This is a genomic window from Micromonospora sp. NPDC003944 (assembly GCF_053605225.1).
The window spans coordinates 97945-113709 of record NZ_JBSGIV010000014.1 but is presented as its reverse complement, the minus strand read 5'-3'; the positions used below and the strand labels follow the sequence as shown (position 1 = coordinate 113709).

Here is a 15765-nt window from a genome sequence, read left to right as displayed (position 1 = left end):
AGGATGAGATGACTCTCGCACTGGCTCCAGAAGTGACAGCCGCCGACACCAGCAACGGACTTGTGCTGCTCGACCAACGGTCCGGCCGCTACTGGCAGCTCAACGGCACCGGAGCGGCGACCGTGCGGATGCTGCTCGATGGCCGCACACCCGACGGTGTCGCGGCCGCCCTCGGCGAACGGTTCCCCGACTGCGGGGAACGCGTGCAAGCCGACGTGAATGCGCTTGTGAGTGCCCTACTCGACGCGAGGCTGGTGCAGTCATGCCAGCCGGAGTGATGATCGAGCGGCCTACCACTCCGCCGCTGTCGCTCGTGCCGGGCGCAGCCGCCGCCGCCGGTCTGGGCCGGGTGCTGGCACGGGTCACACCGCACCGGCTCCGCAAGGTCCTGGAGTTCGCCCGCCGGGGTGCCCGCCCGGCGACCGAGGCGGAGGCCGCCCGTGCGCGAAACGCGATCGTCGCGGTCAGCCCTCGCTGCCGGGGCCAGTGGTGCCTGCAACGGGCCATCGCCGCCGCGCTGCTGTGCCGGGCGGGAGGCAGCTGGCCGCAGTGGTGCACCGGCGTACGGACAGACCCGTTCCAGGCCCATGCCTGGGTTGCGGTCGACGGCCGGCCGGTTGGAGAGCCCGGCTCCGACATCGACTACTTCCGGGTGATGATGGTGGTGCCGCCGCTCGGGCAGGACGCGTCATGAGGGTCCTGGTGTGCACCTACGGCAGCAGGGGTGACACCGAGCCCTACCTCGCTCTCGCCTGCGCGCTCAACGCCGCCGGCCACGACGCGATCCTCGGCGCACCCTCGACCTACGCGGGTCTCGCCGCACACCACGGCGTGGAGTTCGCCGCCCGCGACGCCGGGCTGCTCAACCTCATCCACGACCCCCGGATACGCCGGCAGATCGAGGACGGCAGGGCGTCGGGTCGCCATCCGGACCTGGCTCTGGAGATCCGAGACCGGCTGTTCCCCGCCCATCTCGCGGGCATCCTGGAGGCCGCAGCGGACGCCGATCTGATCGTGCACCGCGCCGACTACGGGCACCACGTCGCCGAGAAGATCGACGTGCCGAGCGTGCTGGGCCTGCTCAACCCACACGGTGTGACCTCGGCCTACTACCCGACCGTCGACGCGTTGGGCGCCGAAGCGCCCCGACCGCGCGACGACGGGCCCAGCCGCGAGAACCTGCGCACCCATGTGCGGGCGCGGCTTCGGGGCGAACCGGCCGCGACGAGGCAGTGCGTCGAACGGTGGCGGGAGCGGGACCTGGGGCTGCCGCCCCGGGCGGGTATGCACGACAGGTTCCATCAGGTCGACAACCGGCCGGTTCCGGTCCTGCACGCCTTCAGTCGGCACCTGGTCGAACCGGCACCCGACTGGCCACCATGGGTCCACACCACCGGATTCTGGTTCCTGCCGACCGACCGGGTGGCGCCGCCGCCGAGTCTGGTGAGATTTCTGGACCAGGGCGCGCCGCCGGTCTTCTTCGGCCTGGGCAGCCTGGTGGGCTCCGACCCGCGACGGACCGGCCGGATGGTCGTCGAGGCAGCCCGCCGCGTGGGCGTACGTGCGGTGGTCGTCGCCGGCGCCGGTGGCATCGCGATCGACGATCCCGACGACACCAACGACGTCCTGGTGATCGACGACGTGCCGTACGACTGGCTGTTCCCCCGGGTCCGCGCCGCCGTCCACGCGGGTGGTCTGGGTACCACCCACCACGCGCTCGCCGCGGGCCTGCCGCAGGTCACGCTGCCTTTCCACGCGGAACAGATGAGCTGGGCGACGCACCTGCACGCCCGGGGTGTCGCGCCACCACCGATCTGGCAACGCGACCTGGACACGACCGTGCTCAGCACCGCCCTCCGGGCCTGCCTCACCGATCCCGCCCACACCCGCGCCGCCCAGACGCTGGGCCGCCACCTGCGCGCCGAGGGCGGGGCCGCCGCCGCGGTCGAGGTCCTGGAAGCCACCTACGATCCGCGGCGTGCAAGAAAAGGAGGAACGGCATGAGTACGCTCCGCGAGCCGACAGATCTTCGCGCGCTGATCCGCTCCGCGGCTGCCGGAGACGAGGCGGTGGCACAGGTCATCTCCCAGCTCGGGCCGGCCCGCGTCGCGGCGACCCTTGTCGACGAGTTGGTCAGCCGAGCAGACCTCGGCGAGGTCGGCCCGCTACCGGGACCGGTGACGGTCACGTTCCACTTGGACTTCGGTGGTCGTACCCTGGCCCACTCGGTGTCCGTCGAGGAAGGGCGCACTCACCACGGTCCCGCCCGCCCCGACGACACACGGCCCCTGCTTGTCGAACTGGAACTCGTCGCGTTGGCCAGGGCGGTGTTTGGTGGGTCACTGGCTCCCCACGCACTGGGTCGACGCATCGACTGGGGCGATGTCGACGACCCGCGCGAGTTCGCGCGCGGCGTCGCCGCCGCTCCCGTGGTACAGCGGTTGCTGCGCGGCGCGACAAGCGAACCCGCGCGACTCGACGAGCTGGCACTGGCCAACGGCTCCGACAAGTGGGCCCCGCACTTCTACACCCCGATCTACCAACGACACTTCGCGCCGCTACGCGAGCAGGAGCTCACCATCGTCGAGTTGGGCATCGGCGGGTACGCCATTGCGGGCAGCGGCGGTGGTTCGCTGCGGATGTGGAAGCGGCACTTTCCCCGAGCGCTGGTGTACGGCGTCGATCTGTTCGACAAGAGCGCAGCCGCGGAACAACGCGTGTTCCCTCTCCGGGGCGACCTCTCCGACCCCGACTTCGTCGGCAGCCTGGCGGAGAAGCTCGGCCCACTCGACATCGTCATCGACGACGGCAGCCACGCCTGCGCCGACGTGATCCTCGCCTTCAACATGCTGTTCCCCGCCCTTCGTCCCGGCGGCCTCTACGTGATCGAGGACCTGCAGACCTCCTACTGGCCCTCCTACGGCGGCAACGCGACGAACCTGCACGACCCCAGGACCAGCATGGGTTTCCTCAAGCAGCTACTCGACGGCCTCAACCACGAGGAGCACGACGCCGCGGACAGCTCCAGACCCACCCGGTACGACAACACACTTGTCGGCGCGCACTTCTACCACAACGTCGCGGTGCTGGAGAAGGGCCGCAACGCCGACGGCCCGATGCCCCGTTTCGTCCGGCAGCGTCCAGTGACCTGGGTCGACCGGCGGGAGGTGCCAGCGTGAGCGCCATCGTCGCCGAGTCGCTGCACAAGTCCTACGGCGGCGTCGAGGCCGTCGACGGCCTCGACTTCAGTGTCGCCCCGGGCGAGATGTTCGGATTCCTCGGCCCCAACGGCGCCGGCAAGTCGACGACGATCGCGATGCTCTGCACCCTGACCCGGCCGGAAAGCGGCCACGCCAGCGTCGCCGGGTTCGACGTCGCGCGGTCGCCCACCGAGGTACGCCGACGCATCGGCCTGATCCTCCAGGAGAGCACCACCGACGGCGACCTCACCCTCATGGAGAACCTCCGACTGCACGACCACCTCTACGGCCTGCCCCGCCGCACGTTTCCCGCTCGGGCCCGGCACCTCCTCGGCCTCTTCGGTCTGGCCGAACGCCGTGACCGGCTTGCCAGGACCCTCTCCGGCGGCATGCGCCGGCGTCTCGAGATCGCCCGGGGCCTGCTACACGAACCGACGGTACTGTTCCTCGATGAACCGACCGCCGGCCTGGACCCGCACAGTCGGGCCGACGTGTGGAACCACATCCACGCGCTTCGCCGCGAGCGCCCGCTCACCGTCTTCCTGACCACGCACCACCTCGAGGAGGCTGAACACTGTGACCGGATCCTGATTCTCGACCGGGGCCGGGCGGTGGTGCGCGGCACACCAGAGGAGCTCAAGGCGACGGTCCGCGCCGACGTCGTGCGGCTGAACACCGCCGACGACACCCGGGCGGCGGCGCGGATCCGACGCACCTTCGCGTGCCACGCTACCGTCGACGCGCAGGGGGTCCGGGTGGTCACCGAGAACGGCGCGGCCCTCGTACCCCGGCTGTGCGCGGCCCTCGATACGCCCATCAACGCGGTGCACGTCTCGCCTCCGACACTCGACGACGTCTTCCTGCACCACACCGGGCGGGCGGTCCAGGAAGGTGGGGACCTCCGATGAGACCAAAGACAGCGGCACCCCCGAACAGCACTGCCGCGCCGGTCGACCACGCCCTGCCCACGGGTGGGTCGCTCACCCGCGAGCTGCGGGCGGTCTGGGCCCTGTGGCAGCGGGAGATGCTGCGTCTCGTACGCAGCCGCGCGCAGGTGGCGATGACCCTGCTGAGCCCCCTGCTGTTCCTCTTCCTGCTCGGACCCGGCCTGGACACCATGCTCGACACGCAGGCTACCGGCGTGGCAGGCGCCGCTACGGGCAGCTACGTGTCGTACCTCTTCCCCGGAATCCTGATCATGGCCGTACAGATGCCGGCACTGCGTGCCGGCGGTGCCATCGTGCGGGACCGGGAGGCAGGGCTGCTGCGCGCGACCCTCGTCGCGCCCGTGCGCCGCGACACCCTGCTCGTCGGCCGCTGCATGGGCGGTGCGAGCGCCGCCGCACTCCAGGCCGCGCTACTGCTGATCCTCGGACCACTGGTGGGGCTGCCCGCCGACCCGGACCTGCTCCTGCTGCTCTTCTGCGCGATGTGGCTCATCGCCTTCTCCCTGACGATGCTCGGCGCGCTCGCCGCCGTACTCGTCCGCCGGGTCGAGACCTTCCAGGCAATGCTCGGCATGCTGACCCTGCCGCTGGTGATGCTCTCCGGCGCGCTGTTCCCGGTCGGTGCCCTGCCCGGGTGGCTGACTCCGATCATCCTGGCCAACCCGCTGACCTATGCGGTCGACGCGATCCGCCGGATGTCCTCCGTAGACGGCGTCGCCTCCGTACCGAGCGGCCCGACCTGGGGTGGCTGGCAACCACCCGTCGCCCTCGAACTCGCCGCCATGGTGCTGCTGGGTCTGCTCGCGCTCGTGGTCGCCGCCCGTCGCTTCAACCGGACGGACTGACCGCCCAACCCGGTCCGCACCGGCTGAGGACCGACACCCGTCCTGGCCGTGTGTGGGGATCAGGACGAAGTCCGCCGCACCACCCTACTTCGGTCCACGCTGCCGAGAAGTCGTTGCCTGCCAACACATTCACTTCGGTAGTCTCTGACGTGAGTCCGGTCAGGACAGTGCCGTCCTGCCGGGCCGTGCGGGGCCGCCACGCCCCGCATGCCTACCGCGGGGGGCGGCAGATGTCAGACGATGACGTCGCAATCGACATGACGGGCGTCGAACAGATACTCCTGCAACTGCGTCGGCTCAAGCAGGAGTCCCAGCTGACCTACCGCGAGTTGGAGAGCCGCGCCGCCGCAGTCGGCGACGTCCTGCCGCGCAGCACCCTCGCGGGCGCGCTGCGCGGGCCGGGGCTGCCCCGCCGCGACGTTGTCGCCGCGTTCCTGCGCGCCTGCCTCAACCCGACCGACGCCGAACGCTGGCTACGCGGCTTCGACCGCCATGCCGCCGCGCACGGCTACGAGCAGTGCGGCACGCGACCGACGGTCGAGGCCGACATCACCGCCGACGCGAGCCCCGCTGCGCTGATGGCCCCGTCGACTCCACATGCCACACCGCTTCCGAGGCAGCTTCCGACGCTGGGGCGATACTTCGTCGGCCGACGGGCGGAGTTGGCACTGCTCGGCAAGGCCCTGCTTGCCGAGGACAGCCGCGTCGTCGTCGTGTCGGGGATGGCGGGCGCCGGCAAGACGGTGCTCACCCTGCGGTGGGCCCACGCCGCCACAACGGCGTTTCCCGACGGTCAGATCTTCGTCAACCTGCGAGGGTTCGGACCGCAGCCCGCGCTGACGGTATCCGCCGCGCTGGGGCAGCTGCTGGGCAGCCTCGGCGTGCCGGCCGACCATGTGCCGTCCGACGACGAACAGGCGGCGGCACTGTTCCGGTCGATGACCGCTGAGCTACGGCTGCTCGTGGTGCTCGACGACGCCCGTGACGCCGACCAGGTACGGCCACTGCTGCCCGGCGGCCGACACGCGCGGGTGGTCGTGACCAGCAGGGACCGCCTGCTCGGTCTGATCGTCCGCGACGGCGCGGGCGCCGTTGACGTCGGCGTGCTCGACGAACCCGACGCCCTTGAGCTGATCGGTCGGATCGTTGGCCCGGAGGTCCTGGCGGCGGAGCCCGCCGCGGCCCGCGACCTGGCCCGGATCGTGGGCTACCTTCCACTGGCGGTCCGCATCGCCGCCGCCGACATACAGAGCGGCCTGGCCGACCCGATCGCGACCCGGGCCCGCCAGTTGGCCGCTGGCAGTCGCCTGACCCACCTCGAAACGCGCGGCGACCCGGGCAGCGCGCTGTCCACCGCGTTCCGTCACTCCCACAGCCGACTCGAACCGACCGCCCAGCGGCTGTTAGCGCTGATCGGGCTCCTACCCATGACCGAGTTCGACCAGGCGGTGGCGGCAGCGCTGCTCGGCGTGCCGGCCAACGCGGCCGAGCCGACCGTGCTGACTCTGGCCGACGCGCACCTGCTCACCGTCGTCGGAGGCCGCGTCTTCGTGCACGACCTCGTGCACGCGTACGCGGCCGATCTGGTCGTGCGAACGGTCCCCCAGGCTGAGCAGGAAGCGGCGGTGCGCCGCGCATACGACTACCACCTGCGCCGCCTCCTCGCCGCCGGGCGACTCCTGTCGCCGCAACTGATCCAGTTGGAGGAATACAGCGGGGAGGTGTTCGGCGATTCCGGCGACGCCATCGCGTGGCTCGACCAGGAGTACGAGCACCTGCGAGCCGCCGCCCTGCTGGCCAGCGACCGCGGTGTGCCCGACATGGCCTGGCGGCTGGCCGCCGCGCTGCGGGTGCGGTTCATGTCCCATCGCGACATGGACGGTTGGTCCGCCGTTACCAGGGCCGGGCTCGCCGCCCTCCGCACTCGCCGCGCCCGCACGGGCAACGTGCTGCGAGTCCGGGCGATACTCCGCACAAGTCTGGCCCTGGCCCACCTGTTCCTGGGCGAGCCGGCCAAGGCCATGGTCAACGCGCGGTGGGGAGCGCGGTCCAGCCGCCAGGCCGGCTGGCTGCGGTGCGAAACGTCGGCCCGGTCGATCCTCGCCGTCCAGCACTCCCGCATCGGGCACATCCGGGCCGCCGAACGACAACTGATGCACGTACGCAACCGGCAGCGGGCCGCCGGCGAAACGATCGGAGCGGGCATCACGCTCAACAACCTCGGCACGGTACGGATGCTGACCGGCCGACTCGACCTGGCCGAGCCCAACCTGGAACGGGCACTCACGCTGCAGACCGCCAACAACTCCCGCCGAGGGACCGCCTCGGTATTGATCAACCTCGGCCATCTCGAACTCCAGCGGGGCTACCTCGGCTCGGCCGCGCAGCGGCTGACCGGCGCCATCGACCTCTACGAGCGGCTCGGCGACGTGGAGGGGCAGGCTGCCGCGTCGGGATACCTCGCGGTCGTACGCCTCTTCCAAGGCGACGCGACCGTCGCCCGCCAGATCGCGGTGAGCGGTCTGCGGGCCCTGCGCGGCCTCACCGATCCACACGCGCAGGCGTTGCTGCTGTGCAGCCTCGCCACCGTCCGCCGTGTGACGGGGCAGCACCGGCTGTCGATGGCCTACCTCCATCGGGCCCTGCGGTTGTCGCTCATGGCGACCTCGGCCCAGCCCTACGCGGAGGCACTCATCGGTCTGGCCCACGTCCACCTGCGTCGCTGCGAGCTCGATCTGGCCGGCGCCCGCGCGAGGCAGGCGCTGGAGTTGGCCCGCGAGGCCGGTTACCGAGGCTTCGAGGGGATGACGCTCGGCGTCCAGGCGGCGATCGCCTCCCGGGCTGGCGACCGGGCTGGTGCGGCACGGATGGCCCTGGAGTCCGCCGACATCCTGCGCGAGCGCGGGTTCAACCTGGCCCTGGCCCACAGCCTGATCGTCCACTGCGAAGCGACCGGCGACGCCGGCAACGGCCAGGAGGTCGAGGCCCTCCTGGCCGAGGCCGCGAAGGATTTCCGTTCCAGCGCCGCGTGGTGAGGGTGTCTGCCCCCTAGGGCGGCGGCCAGCGGCCGGGCGATGGTGCCTGCTCCCAGAGCGGCCGAGGCGTTGCGGGAGTGGGATGGCGTCATTCCCGCACCACGGGGCCCTCGTCCACGCGATCCGGATCGTCTGGTGCCTCTTCCCCCGCAGCGCGCCTCCCGAGCACCGGGCGACGGTGCATGATGACCTCTTCCAGCACGCTCACTCCGGCAACCACCGCGAACAGGGTCGCCAGGGCCGCCAGGGCCGGCACCAGGGGCGCGAGTGGCAGCAGGGCCAGGCAGAGCAGGCTCGCGCTGATCCGTCGTCGCGCGATTCGTCGATGGATCCGCCAGTGGGTGTAGGCGAAGGTGCCGAGGAAGAGCGCAGCACCGCCGAAGAGCACGGTCCCCTCGCTGAACGTCGGCGCCTCGACGGGCTCCATCACTACCTCGGCCAGGCCGACGGCGACCGTGATGATCGCGAAACTGAACAGCAGGTGCCCGTAGACCATGACGGAGCGGCGGATGTCTGCCTGCTGTGCGCTGCGGGCCACCGCTTCCCGGAAGGCCCGAACACCATAGATGAAGTACGCCCACCAGAGTGCGCAGACCAGAGAGTAGGAGAGGCAGATGGCGGCCAACCGGGCGAGCGTCAGCGGCTCGCCCACGGCTACCATTCCGACCTGGATCACCGACTCGCCGAGCACGAGGATGATCAACAGTCCGTAGCGGTGTGTGTAGTGCAGCGGCCGAACTCGGACCTCCTCGAGCGTCCGTCGGCCCAGCGTGGTGCCGACCACATCGGCGAGCACCGCGATCGACCAGAGCACGATTCGCGTCGTACCGTTCAGGAGGCCACCCGCCAGTTGCAGCGGACCGGCCACCAGGCCGGTCCTGTAGGTGCGGAAGACCGGGGACCGCCAGCCGCCCGGTGTGCGCAAGGCCATTGCCGCCAGCAGCACCCGCATCGTCAGGTAGACACCGACGAATAGCAGGCCCCTGTCATCGAAGGCGCCGGGGACCGTCAGCGCCAGTAGCAGACTGCCGAGCCCGAGGGCGAAGACCCCGGCCCGGTCGAGCGCATTGCCGACATCGCGTTGGTCGGTATAGATCGTGGTGCCGGCCCAAGCCCAATAGATGGTGACGAACAGGAGTAGTACCCTGCCGATTCCCGCCCAACTGTGATCGACGTGCAGCATGTGGGAGAACTGGGTAAGCGCGAACACGAAGGCCAGGTCGAAGAAGAGCTCTTCCCAGATAACCCCCTTTTCGGGAGGCGAGGTCGGCACGTGAGCAGCATATCGACGGTTGACCCCGAAGATCCTGCTTCACCGTATGACGAGGACCCGTTCACGGAGGATGCAGCTTTATGAGTTCCGCGCTAGGTGACTCATCGATTCGGTGCTGGTGTCGGGTCGCGTAACCCGACACGCCACGCCCCCGGTGAAGATCGACGCCGGCCTTCTCGGCTCGTACGCCCCGGAGGCCCGTCAACCCCTGAGCCGACGCGACGCCCGCCCGCAGGTGACGCCCGGATGAGCTTGGTGTCGGCGTTCGTACCGATCTGGATCCTTACCGCGGTCGGCTACGCGGCCTGTCGTTGGGGCCTGCTGGGCGAGGCGGTGGCGTCGGTGCTCGGCCGGTTCGTGTTCCACCTTGCGATGCCGTCCGCCCTGTTCCTGGCCCTGTCCCGGATGCCGCTGTCCGGGTTCGCCGGCCGCTCGCTGCTCGCCTTCGCGGTGAGCACCGTCGCGGTCATCGGGTTCGGTTGGGTCGGTGCGAGCTGTCTGTTCGGTCGCGAGCCCGGCGAACGGCCGATCTGGGGCATGGCCGCCGGGTACGTGAACTCGGCGAACCTCGGCATCCCGATCGCCACGCAGGTTCTCGGCAACGTGTCGTTCCTGGCGGAGGTGGTGCTGCTGCAGGTGCTGGTGGTGACGCCCGTGATCCTGGTCGCCCTGGACCGGCACAGCGACCCGGCCGGGCGGGTACGGGTCCGGCGGATCGCCTCCCTGCCGGTACGCAACCCGGTGATCCTGGCGTCGCTGCTCGGTGTCGCGTGCTCGGCCGCCGACCTGCGACTGCCGTCGGCGGCCGACGCGTCGCTCACCCTGTTGTCGGGCGCCGCGGTTCCGGCCGCTCTGGTCGCGCTCGGCGCGTCGCTGCACCGCACCGCGCCGTCGCGGGCCGAGCCGACCCGGCTGGGCGAGCTGGCCGTGATCACCGCGCTGAAGCTCGTCGCACAGCCGGTCATCGCGTACGCGGCCGGGCTGGCCCTGCAGCTGTCCGCGCCACAGTTGCTCGCCGTGGTGGTGTGCGCGGGCCTGCCGACAGCGCAGAACACGTTCATCTACAGCCAGGAGTACGGCGTCGGCGAAACGGTCGCCAACCGGGCGGTGGTGGTGACCACGGCGCTGTCGCTGGCCACCCTGGCCGCGGCGGCGACGCTGCTCGGGTAGGTCCGTCAACTGACTCGTCCCGGACCGCGTCTGCCCGAGACTGCCACCGATGTCGTGCCGCTCCTCCCAGAGGGGGGTGGCCTGTGCACGTCCACGTCCACGAGGGAAGTCCACGGACTTGATCAGGTCGACCCGGACAACCCGGACGCTACGTCGCCGTTGGACACGGCAGGTCAGTTGCAGGACATGGGGCACGCCTGGCCGGGTCCCGACGGCGACGGGGGTGAAGGGGTCGGGCACGTACCGCCGCACCGAGCGCGGCTGCTGGCGCGGCGGCCAAGGACGCGAGGTTTGTACCGCCCGCGTTCGGATAGACGCACACCGGCAGGCGCCGCGACGTCGCGAGACGTCTGAAGTGCGAGGTCTAGATGTCGGATGAACCGCCGAGTCGCGGCCGCTCAGAGTCGCCCCACCAGGAGCCGGGCGGCGACGAGGACGTCGTCGAGTTGCGGGTACACGGGGTGACGGGGGCCGACGCGGACGACATTCTCGACCGACCCCACGTGCATCGGGTCGCCGGCGATCACAAGGGTGGCTTCTACCGTCCACGTCCGGGCTACGGCGACTCCCGGGGTGCCTGCGGTGGCCTCCTGGAGACCTACCGGTGGAGTGAGTTGCCGAGTGGGGCCGCGGTGCGGACTCTCTCGTTGGTGTTCCTCCTACCGTTCATGTTGTGCAACGCGGCGGCGTGGATGCGGCCGAAGGCCCACACCAGCGGAGTCGTCGTATGGATCATCTGCCGGCTGCTCGGTCTGAGCCTCACGGCACTGTATGTGCTCGCTTTCGTCGGCGTGGCGGTGGACCTACTTGCCGTCAAGTGCATGTCCCGGGCTGACTGCCTGGGTGGCCGCACCTGGTTGTCCTGGCTGGGCGGTCAGCCGATCGGGCTGCGGGTGGCGCTGCTTGCGCTGGCACCCATCGCCGCGATCTGGGCCCTGTCGGTGGCCGGCTCGCGGTGCGGGCACTGGTACGACAGCTTCATACCGCCGGCGGAGACGACGGTCGACACCGCGCTCGGCGCTATCGGCACCCCGAACGCTTCACTGGGGGTGCGGCGACTTCCCGCCATCCACGTGGCGGTGGGTCTCGCGGTGCTCGACCTCAGCCTCCTCGCGCCGTCCTGGTCGGCGCGAGGTGCCGACGTCGTTGACGTCCTGCTCGTCGCCGGGGCCCTGGGCGTCACAGCCGGCAGCGTGCTGCTGCTCTGCCTACCACGCGTGGTCGACGCCCCGTCCAGCCCCGCCCCGATCGACGCCGTGGTCGGTGCCCTGCGGACGGCCGCCGTCGGCCTGACGGTCGTGGTCATCGGTCGCGCCGCGTTCGACCATCCCGGGTGGCCGACCGCGGAGGGGCTGCCGGGCCACACGGTGGCGGTCGTCCTCGTGTTCCTGACGCAGGGCGCCCTGCTGGCGCTGCTCGGGGTCGCGGCACTTACCGGCCGCGATCCCGGGGCACGGTGGTCCATCACGATCCGCGGCCTGGGTACGCCGCTGTTCGCATGCCTGGCCGTGGCTTTGGCGGTCAGCTTCGCCACCGAGTTCAACTATCGGGTCTCGGACTACCTGGACCGGGACATGCCCACCCCCGACGTGCTGCCGACCAGTCCGGTGCTGCCGTACAAGTGGACGATGTTCGGCTTCTTCGTGTCGATCATCGTGGCTCTGGTCACCGGCGCTGTCTTGGTGACGTACTCCCGCCGTCAGCGCAGGATCGTGGCCGACGACATCGTCCGCCGGGACTTCCCACTCGTTGATTCGCAGACCGCCGCACGACGGGTCACGGTGCGCGACGCGATCGCCCGGGCCCAGTTTACGGAGCGTCTGGGCCCTCTCGGGATGGCGTACTTCTCCGTCGCGGCGCTGAGCCTGGGCTTCACCGCTCTGGCCCTGGTCGAGTTACAGCCGGCCCTGGTGGCGCAGCACGTGGCGAGTCTGCCGGCCGACTTCGTCAGCGCCGGCACGCAGTTCGGCAGCTACCTGATGGCGCTGCTGTTCGTCGCCCTGCTGGTCACAGGACTGTTCGCATACAAGACTCTGGCGTTCCGCCGGTACATCGGTATGTTCTGGGATCTGGGCATGTTCTGGCCACGGGCCGCCCAGCCCTTCGCACCGCCCTGTTACGCCGAGCGTGCCGTGCCCGAACTCGCGCGTCGGATCACCCTGCTGACCGAGCAGGGACACGGCGTTCTGGTCGCGGCGCACAGTCACGGATCGGTGCTTGCCGTGGCGAGCATCCTGCAACTCGAGCCTCACGTGCTTCCCCGGGTCGCCCTGCTGACCCACGGCTCCCCGCTCCGGCGGTTCTACAGCACCCTCTTCCCCGCGTATTTTGGCGTGGACGTCCTGCACGAGGTGGGCAATCGAATCGGCTGGCGCTGGGTGAACCTGTGGCGTGACACCGACCCGATCGGCGGCTGGATCTTCAGCCCGGGCCGCGCGGATGACGGTTCGCCGAGGCGCCCGTCGGAGGTGGATCGCCGGCTCCGGGATCCGGAGAATCTCGACGCTCGGGGCCGAGACACGGTGTGGCCCCCGATCCGGGGTCACCGTCCGTGTGTGACGGACGACAGGTACGAAGCCGCTGTCCGCGAACTGTCTGACCGGCTCCGGGCCGGCTGGAGCAGCTAGAGCCGCAGTTGGTGGTAGCCGACTCAGCCTGCGCTGGCGGTCCGCGCTCGCCGCTCGCGCAGCCAGACCAGCAGCACCATGGCGACGTTGACGGCGCCGAGGATCAGCAGCGACGCGTCGCCGGAATCGGTGGAACGGTCGATCGCGAAGGCCTCGCCGTCCGCCATCAGGGTGTTGACCGTCGTGAACAGGACGTTGTTGGCGACGTGGAAGGCGACCGGCGCCTCGATGCCACGGCTGATGACGGCCATCAGGCCGGTGCTGATGCCGATGAACGTGTAGTAACCGAACAGCCAGGGATCGGCCGAGCCGTGCACCACGGCGAAGCCCAGGCCGGAGACGACGAGCCCGACGCCCAGGGCCGGGCGCACCGCGCGTACCCAGGACGCAGCGGCGGGCAGCACGGCACTTCGGAACATCAGTTCTTCGCCGGCGGCCTGGATCGGAGTGCTCAGCACGACGATCACCAGCATGCCGATCGTCGTGCCGCTGACACCGAAGGCGGTCCAGCCCGGGGAGTCGGGCGCGACAAGCGCCACGGCACCGATCCCGGCACCCACAAGCAACGCCGCGCCGATCAGGTAGTACGTCAGGCGGCGGGCGTCGAAGGCTCGGGGAAAGCTGATCAGGCTTCGCCACGGCACCTTGGCGATCCACACGAGGAGCAGAATCGCCAGGAGGCCGGCCGCGCCGATGCTGATGTTGACGGCCAGGAACTTCAACGGCGTCATGGTCGCCGACATCGGGTCGTCGCTGCCCTCGATGACGCCGACGACCTGATAGAGCAGCACCTGGAGGACCAGCATCACCAGCGACGGCACGAGGATGACCACGAGTGGCTTCCACCAGCTCATGCGCAGGTGGGCACCGAAGGGCCGGGAGCTGTCGACCGCCGGCCCGGATCGCTCCGACGTCAGGAGGCGCGAGCTTCCCGGATCAGGAGGGATCGGGTGTTCCGCCCCTGTCCAGGGTCCGCCGGATCGTGACGCGCTCATCGGGAGAGTCCTTTCGACGATGCTGGACGAACCCATTCCAGCGCGGACCGCGTCCGGCGGGCAGTGCCACCGCGTCACCGTGTCAGCGTGACATTTGGAGGTACGCGTCGCGGCTGGACAGCACCGCAAGGACGACCGGCGGACGTATCGTGCCGGAAGCGGTTCGTGCTGCCCGACTGAGCCGGATGCTCTCAGTTCGCCGGGATGCCGGCCCGATGCGCCAAAAGGCCCGCCTGGGTGCGGTTGTCGCAGCCGAGCTTCTCCAACAGTCGGGAGACGTATCCCTTGACCGTCGCCTCGGAGAGGCGCAGTCGTCGGGCGATCTGCTGGTTGGAGCGGCCAGCGCCGAGACAGCCGAGGACCTCGATCTCCCGTGCGGTGAGCGTGGCGACCAGCTCGCGGACCTCACTGCTCTTTGGAATCAGCTTCTCGCTCTTCCTGCGTACGGCGGCTCGGCGCACCGACCGTCCCCGGCTGGTGCTGCTGCGCCGGCTGCTCTGGCTGGGGCCGGTGATGCGCTACTCGACATCGGCTCCCGGTCCTCCTACGGCGCCGTGGTCGGACTGGGCCTGGCGATCGGGGTCGTACAGGCGATCGTCAGCGTGCTCTGGCTGCGCTCCTTCCGCTACGGCCCGCTCGAATGGCTCTGGCGGTGCCTCACCTGGTGGCAGTGGGTGCCGGTCCGCCGCGCCTGATGAGCCGTCAGCCGTTGCGCAGCCAGGTCACTCAACGACAGGCAGGCAACCGCGGAACGGGGCCGGCACGTTGTTCGTGAGCGGTACGGGTCATGGCGATCATTCCCCCGCCGGGTTGCCCTGGGCGAGACGGGAGATGTGGTCCCATGCCTCGAGGCCGGCGAGGCGGGCGGCGTACTCGGTGCGCACCGCGTTGAGGCCGTTGGTGCCGAACAGCACTCGCAGAGGCGGGTTCGGCGTATCGGCCAGGGCGAGAATCGCTCGCGCGGTGGCGGCCGGGTCCCCGGGAATGAAACCCGAACTGGCGGCGCCGGCATAGAGGGCCTCGCGGGCATGCGCGTAGGCCGGGTCCGGTGTCGACTGCGGTGAGGCGGTGGCCAGTTCGGTGGGAAACATGATCGGTTCGATCAGGGTGACGTGGATGTCGTAGGCGGCGACCTCGGCGGCCAGGGACTGGCTCATCGCTTCCAGTGCCCACTTGGAGGCTTGGTAGATGCCGAGCGCCGGGTAGGCGATCAGCCCGCCGATCGAGGAAACCTGCAGGATCCGTCCGGAACGGCGCCTGCGCATTCCCGGCAGCACGGCCCGGGTGGTCCAGAGCGCGCCGAAGTAGTTGACGTCCATCTGTGCCCGGGCCTGCTCGGCGCTGACCTCCTCGACCGCGCCGCTGAGCATGTGCCCGGCGTTGTTGACCAGCACGTCGATGCCGCCGAAATGCTGCTCGGCGGTGTGAATCGCGGCGTCGACGGCGGCCCGGTCGGTGACGTCGAGTTCCAGTGGCAGCAGTCGGCTGCCGTAGCGGTCGGCGAGCGGCCTGAGCACTGCGGCGTCGCGGGCGGTGGCGGCGACGTGATCGCCGTGCTCGAGGATCGCCTCGGTCCAGAGCGAGCCGAGGCCTCGGGAGGCGCCGGTGATCAACCAAGTACGGGTAGCAGGCATGCGATTTCTCCGTAGGTGAGTCGGTGCGCCAAGCGTCGG

At 70.3% G+C, this 15765-nt stretch carries 14 protein-coding genes; 10 read left to right on the top strand and 4 right to left on the bottom strand.

The window, feature by feature from the left end; all coding sequences use genetic code 11:
- Positions 1-8: 8 nt before the first annotated feature.
- The 7 genes from ACWER9_RS09915 (at position 9) to ACWER9_RS09885 (ending at position 8027) form a co-directional block, all read left to right on the top strand.
- Positions 9-278 (top strand): lasso peptide biosynthesis PqqD family chaperone, encoded by a 270-nt coding sequence (locus ACWER9_RS09915; RefSeq protein WP_452301457.1) that lies wholly within the window; start codon positions 9-11, stop codon positions 276-278.
- On the top strand, positions 263-694 hold the full coding sequence (locus tag ACWER9_RS09910; RefSeq protein WP_452301456.1) for a lasso peptide biosynthesis B2 protein: 432 nt from the start codon (positions 263-265) through the stop codon (positions 692-694). Before ACWER9_RS09915 ends, ACWER9_RS09910 begins: the two co-directional genes overlap by 16 nt.
- Positions 691-2004, top strand: a complete 1314-nt coding sequence (locus ACWER9_RS09905; protein ID WP_452301455.1) for a nucleotide disphospho-sugar-binding domain-containing protein — start codon at positions 691-693, stop codon at positions 2002-2004. The genes ACWER9_RS09910 and ACWER9_RS09905 overlap by 4 nt, the downstream gene beginning before the upstream one ends.
- Complete coding sequence (locus tag ACWER9_RS09900) at positions 2001-3179, top strand: hypothetical protein (protein ID WP_452301454.1); 1179 nt, start codon at positions 2001-2003, stop codon at positions 3177-3179. Before ACWER9_RS09905 ends, ACWER9_RS09900 begins: the two co-directional genes overlap by 4 nt.
- A complete protein-coding gene (locus ACWER9_RS09895; protein ID WP_452301453.1) occupies positions 3176-4108 on the top strand; it encodes an ATP-binding cassette domain-containing protein in 933 nt (310 codons plus the stop codon). Before ACWER9_RS09900 ends, ACWER9_RS09895 begins: the two co-directional genes overlap by 4 nt.
- A complete protein-coding gene (locus tag ACWER9_RS09890) occupies positions 4105-4992 on the top strand; it encodes an ABC transporter permease (protein ID WP_452301452.1) in 888 nt (295 codons plus the stop codon). The genes ACWER9_RS09895 and ACWER9_RS09890 overlap by 4 nt, the downstream gene beginning before the upstream one ends.
- 230 nt (positions 4993-5222) lie before the next feature.
- On the top strand, positions 5223-8027 hold the full coding sequence (locus tag ACWER9_RS09885; protein ID WP_452301451.1) for an ATP-binding protein: 2805 nt from the start codon (positions 5223-5225) through the stop codon (positions 8025-8027).
- Positions 8028-8115: 88 nt separating this feature from the next.
- Here the strand turns inward: ACWER9_RS09885 and ACWER9_RS09880 are convergent, their stop codons facing one another.
- A complete protein-coding gene (locus tag ACWER9_RS09880; RefSeq protein ID WP_452301450.1) occupies positions 8116-9300 on the bottom strand; it encodes a low temperature requirement protein A in 1185 nt (394 codons plus the stop codon).
- A gap of 246 nt (positions 9301-9546) precedes the next feature.
- Between ACWER9_RS09880 and ACWER9_RS09875 the strand changes: the two genes are divergently transcribed.
- Positions 9547-10470 (top strand): AEC family transporter, encoded by a 924-nt coding sequence (locus tag ACWER9_RS09875; RefSeq protein WP_452301449.1) that lies wholly within the window; start codon positions 9547-9549, stop codon positions 10468-10470.
- A gap of 368 nt (positions 10471-10838) precedes the next feature.
- Positions 10839-13097 (top strand): hypothetical protein, encoded by a 2259-nt coding sequence (locus ACWER9_RS09870; protein ID WP_452301448.1) that lies wholly within the window; start codon positions 10839-10841, stop codon positions 13095-13097.
- 23 nt (positions 13098-13120) lie between these two features.
- Here ACWER9_RS09870 and ACWER9_RS09865 read toward each other — a convergent pair whose 3' ends face one another.
- Together ACWER9_RS09865 and ACWER9_RS09860 are read right to left on the bottom strand one after the other, a co-directional pair.
- On the bottom strand, positions 13121-13951 hold the full coding sequence (locus ACWER9_RS09865; RefSeq protein WP_452301447.1) for a CPBP family intramembrane glutamic endopeptidase: 831 nt from the start codon (positions 13949-13951) through the stop codon (positions 13121-13123).
- Between the two features lie 332 nt (positions 13952-14283).
- On the bottom strand, positions 14284-14553 hold the full coding sequence (locus ACWER9_RS09860; protein ID WP_452301446.1) for a response regulator transcription factor: 270 nt from the start codon (positions 14551-14553) through the stop codon (positions 14284-14286).
- A gap of 36 nt (positions 14554-14589) precedes the next feature.
- Here ACWER9_RS09860 and ACWER9_RS09855 point away from each other — a divergent pair, with 36 nt between their 5' ends.
- Positions 14590-14787, top strand: a complete 198-nt coding sequence (locus ACWER9_RS09855) for a DUF418 domain-containing protein (RefSeq protein ID WP_452301468.1) — start codon at positions 14590-14592, stop codon at positions 14785-14787.
- A gap of 99 nt (positions 14788-14886) precedes the next feature.
- On the opposite strand, the gene ACWER9_RS09850 is transcribed toward ACWER9_RS09855, so the two are convergent.
- A complete protein-coding gene (locus ACWER9_RS09850) occupies positions 14887-15726 on the bottom strand; it encodes an SDR family NAD(P)-dependent oxidoreductase (RefSeq protein ID WP_452301445.1) in 840 nt (279 codons plus the stop codon).
- Between the last annotated feature and the right edge of the window lie 39 nt (positions 15727-15765).

What these genes read in the sequence shown, in the direction of transcription:
- ACWER9_RS09915 (WP_452301457.1), top strand. Translation starts at nt 9, where the DNA reads ATGACTCTCGCACTGGCTCCAGAAGTGACAGCCGCCGACACCAGCAAC.
- ACWER9_RS09910 (WP_452301456.1), top strand. Translation starts at nt 263, where the DNA reads ATGCCAGCCGGAGTGATGATCGAGCGGCCTACCACTCCGCCGCTGTCG.
- ACWER9_RS09905 (WP_452301455.1), top strand. Translation starts at nt 691, where the DNA reads ATGAGGGTCCTGGTGTGCACCTACGGCAGCAGGGGTGACACCGAGCCC.
- ACWER9_RS09900 (WP_452301454.1), top strand. Translation starts at nt 2,001, where the DNA reads ATGAGTACGCTCCGCGAGCCGACAGATCTTCGCGCGCTGATCCGCTCC.
- ACWER9_RS09890 (WP_452301452.1), top strand. Translation starts at nt 4,105, where the DNA reads ATGAGACCAAAGACAGCGGCACCCCCGAACAGCACTGCCGCGCCGGTC.
- ACWER9_RS09885 (WP_452301451.1), top strand. Translation starts at nt 5,223, where the DNA reads ATGTCAGACGATGACGTCGCAATCGACATGACGGGCGTCGAACAGATA.
- ACWER9_RS09875 (WP_452301449.1), top strand. Translation starts at nt 9,547, where the DNA reads ATGAGCTTGGTGTCGGCGTTCGTACCGATCTGGATCCTTACCGCGGTC.
- ACWER9_RS09870 (WP_452301448.1), top strand. Translation starts at nt 10,839, where the DNA reads ATGTCGGATGAACCGCCGAGTCGCGGCCGCTCAGAGTCGCCCCACCAG.
- ACWER9_RS09865 (WP_452301447.1), bottom strand. Translation starts at nt 13,951, where the DNA reads ATGAGCTGGTGGAAGCCACTCGTGGTCATCCTCGTGCCGTCGCTGGTG.
- ACWER9_RS09850 (WP_452301445.1), bottom strand. Translation starts at nt 15,726, where the DNA reads ATGCCTGCTACCCGTACTTGGTTGATCACCGGCGCCTCCCGAGGCCTC.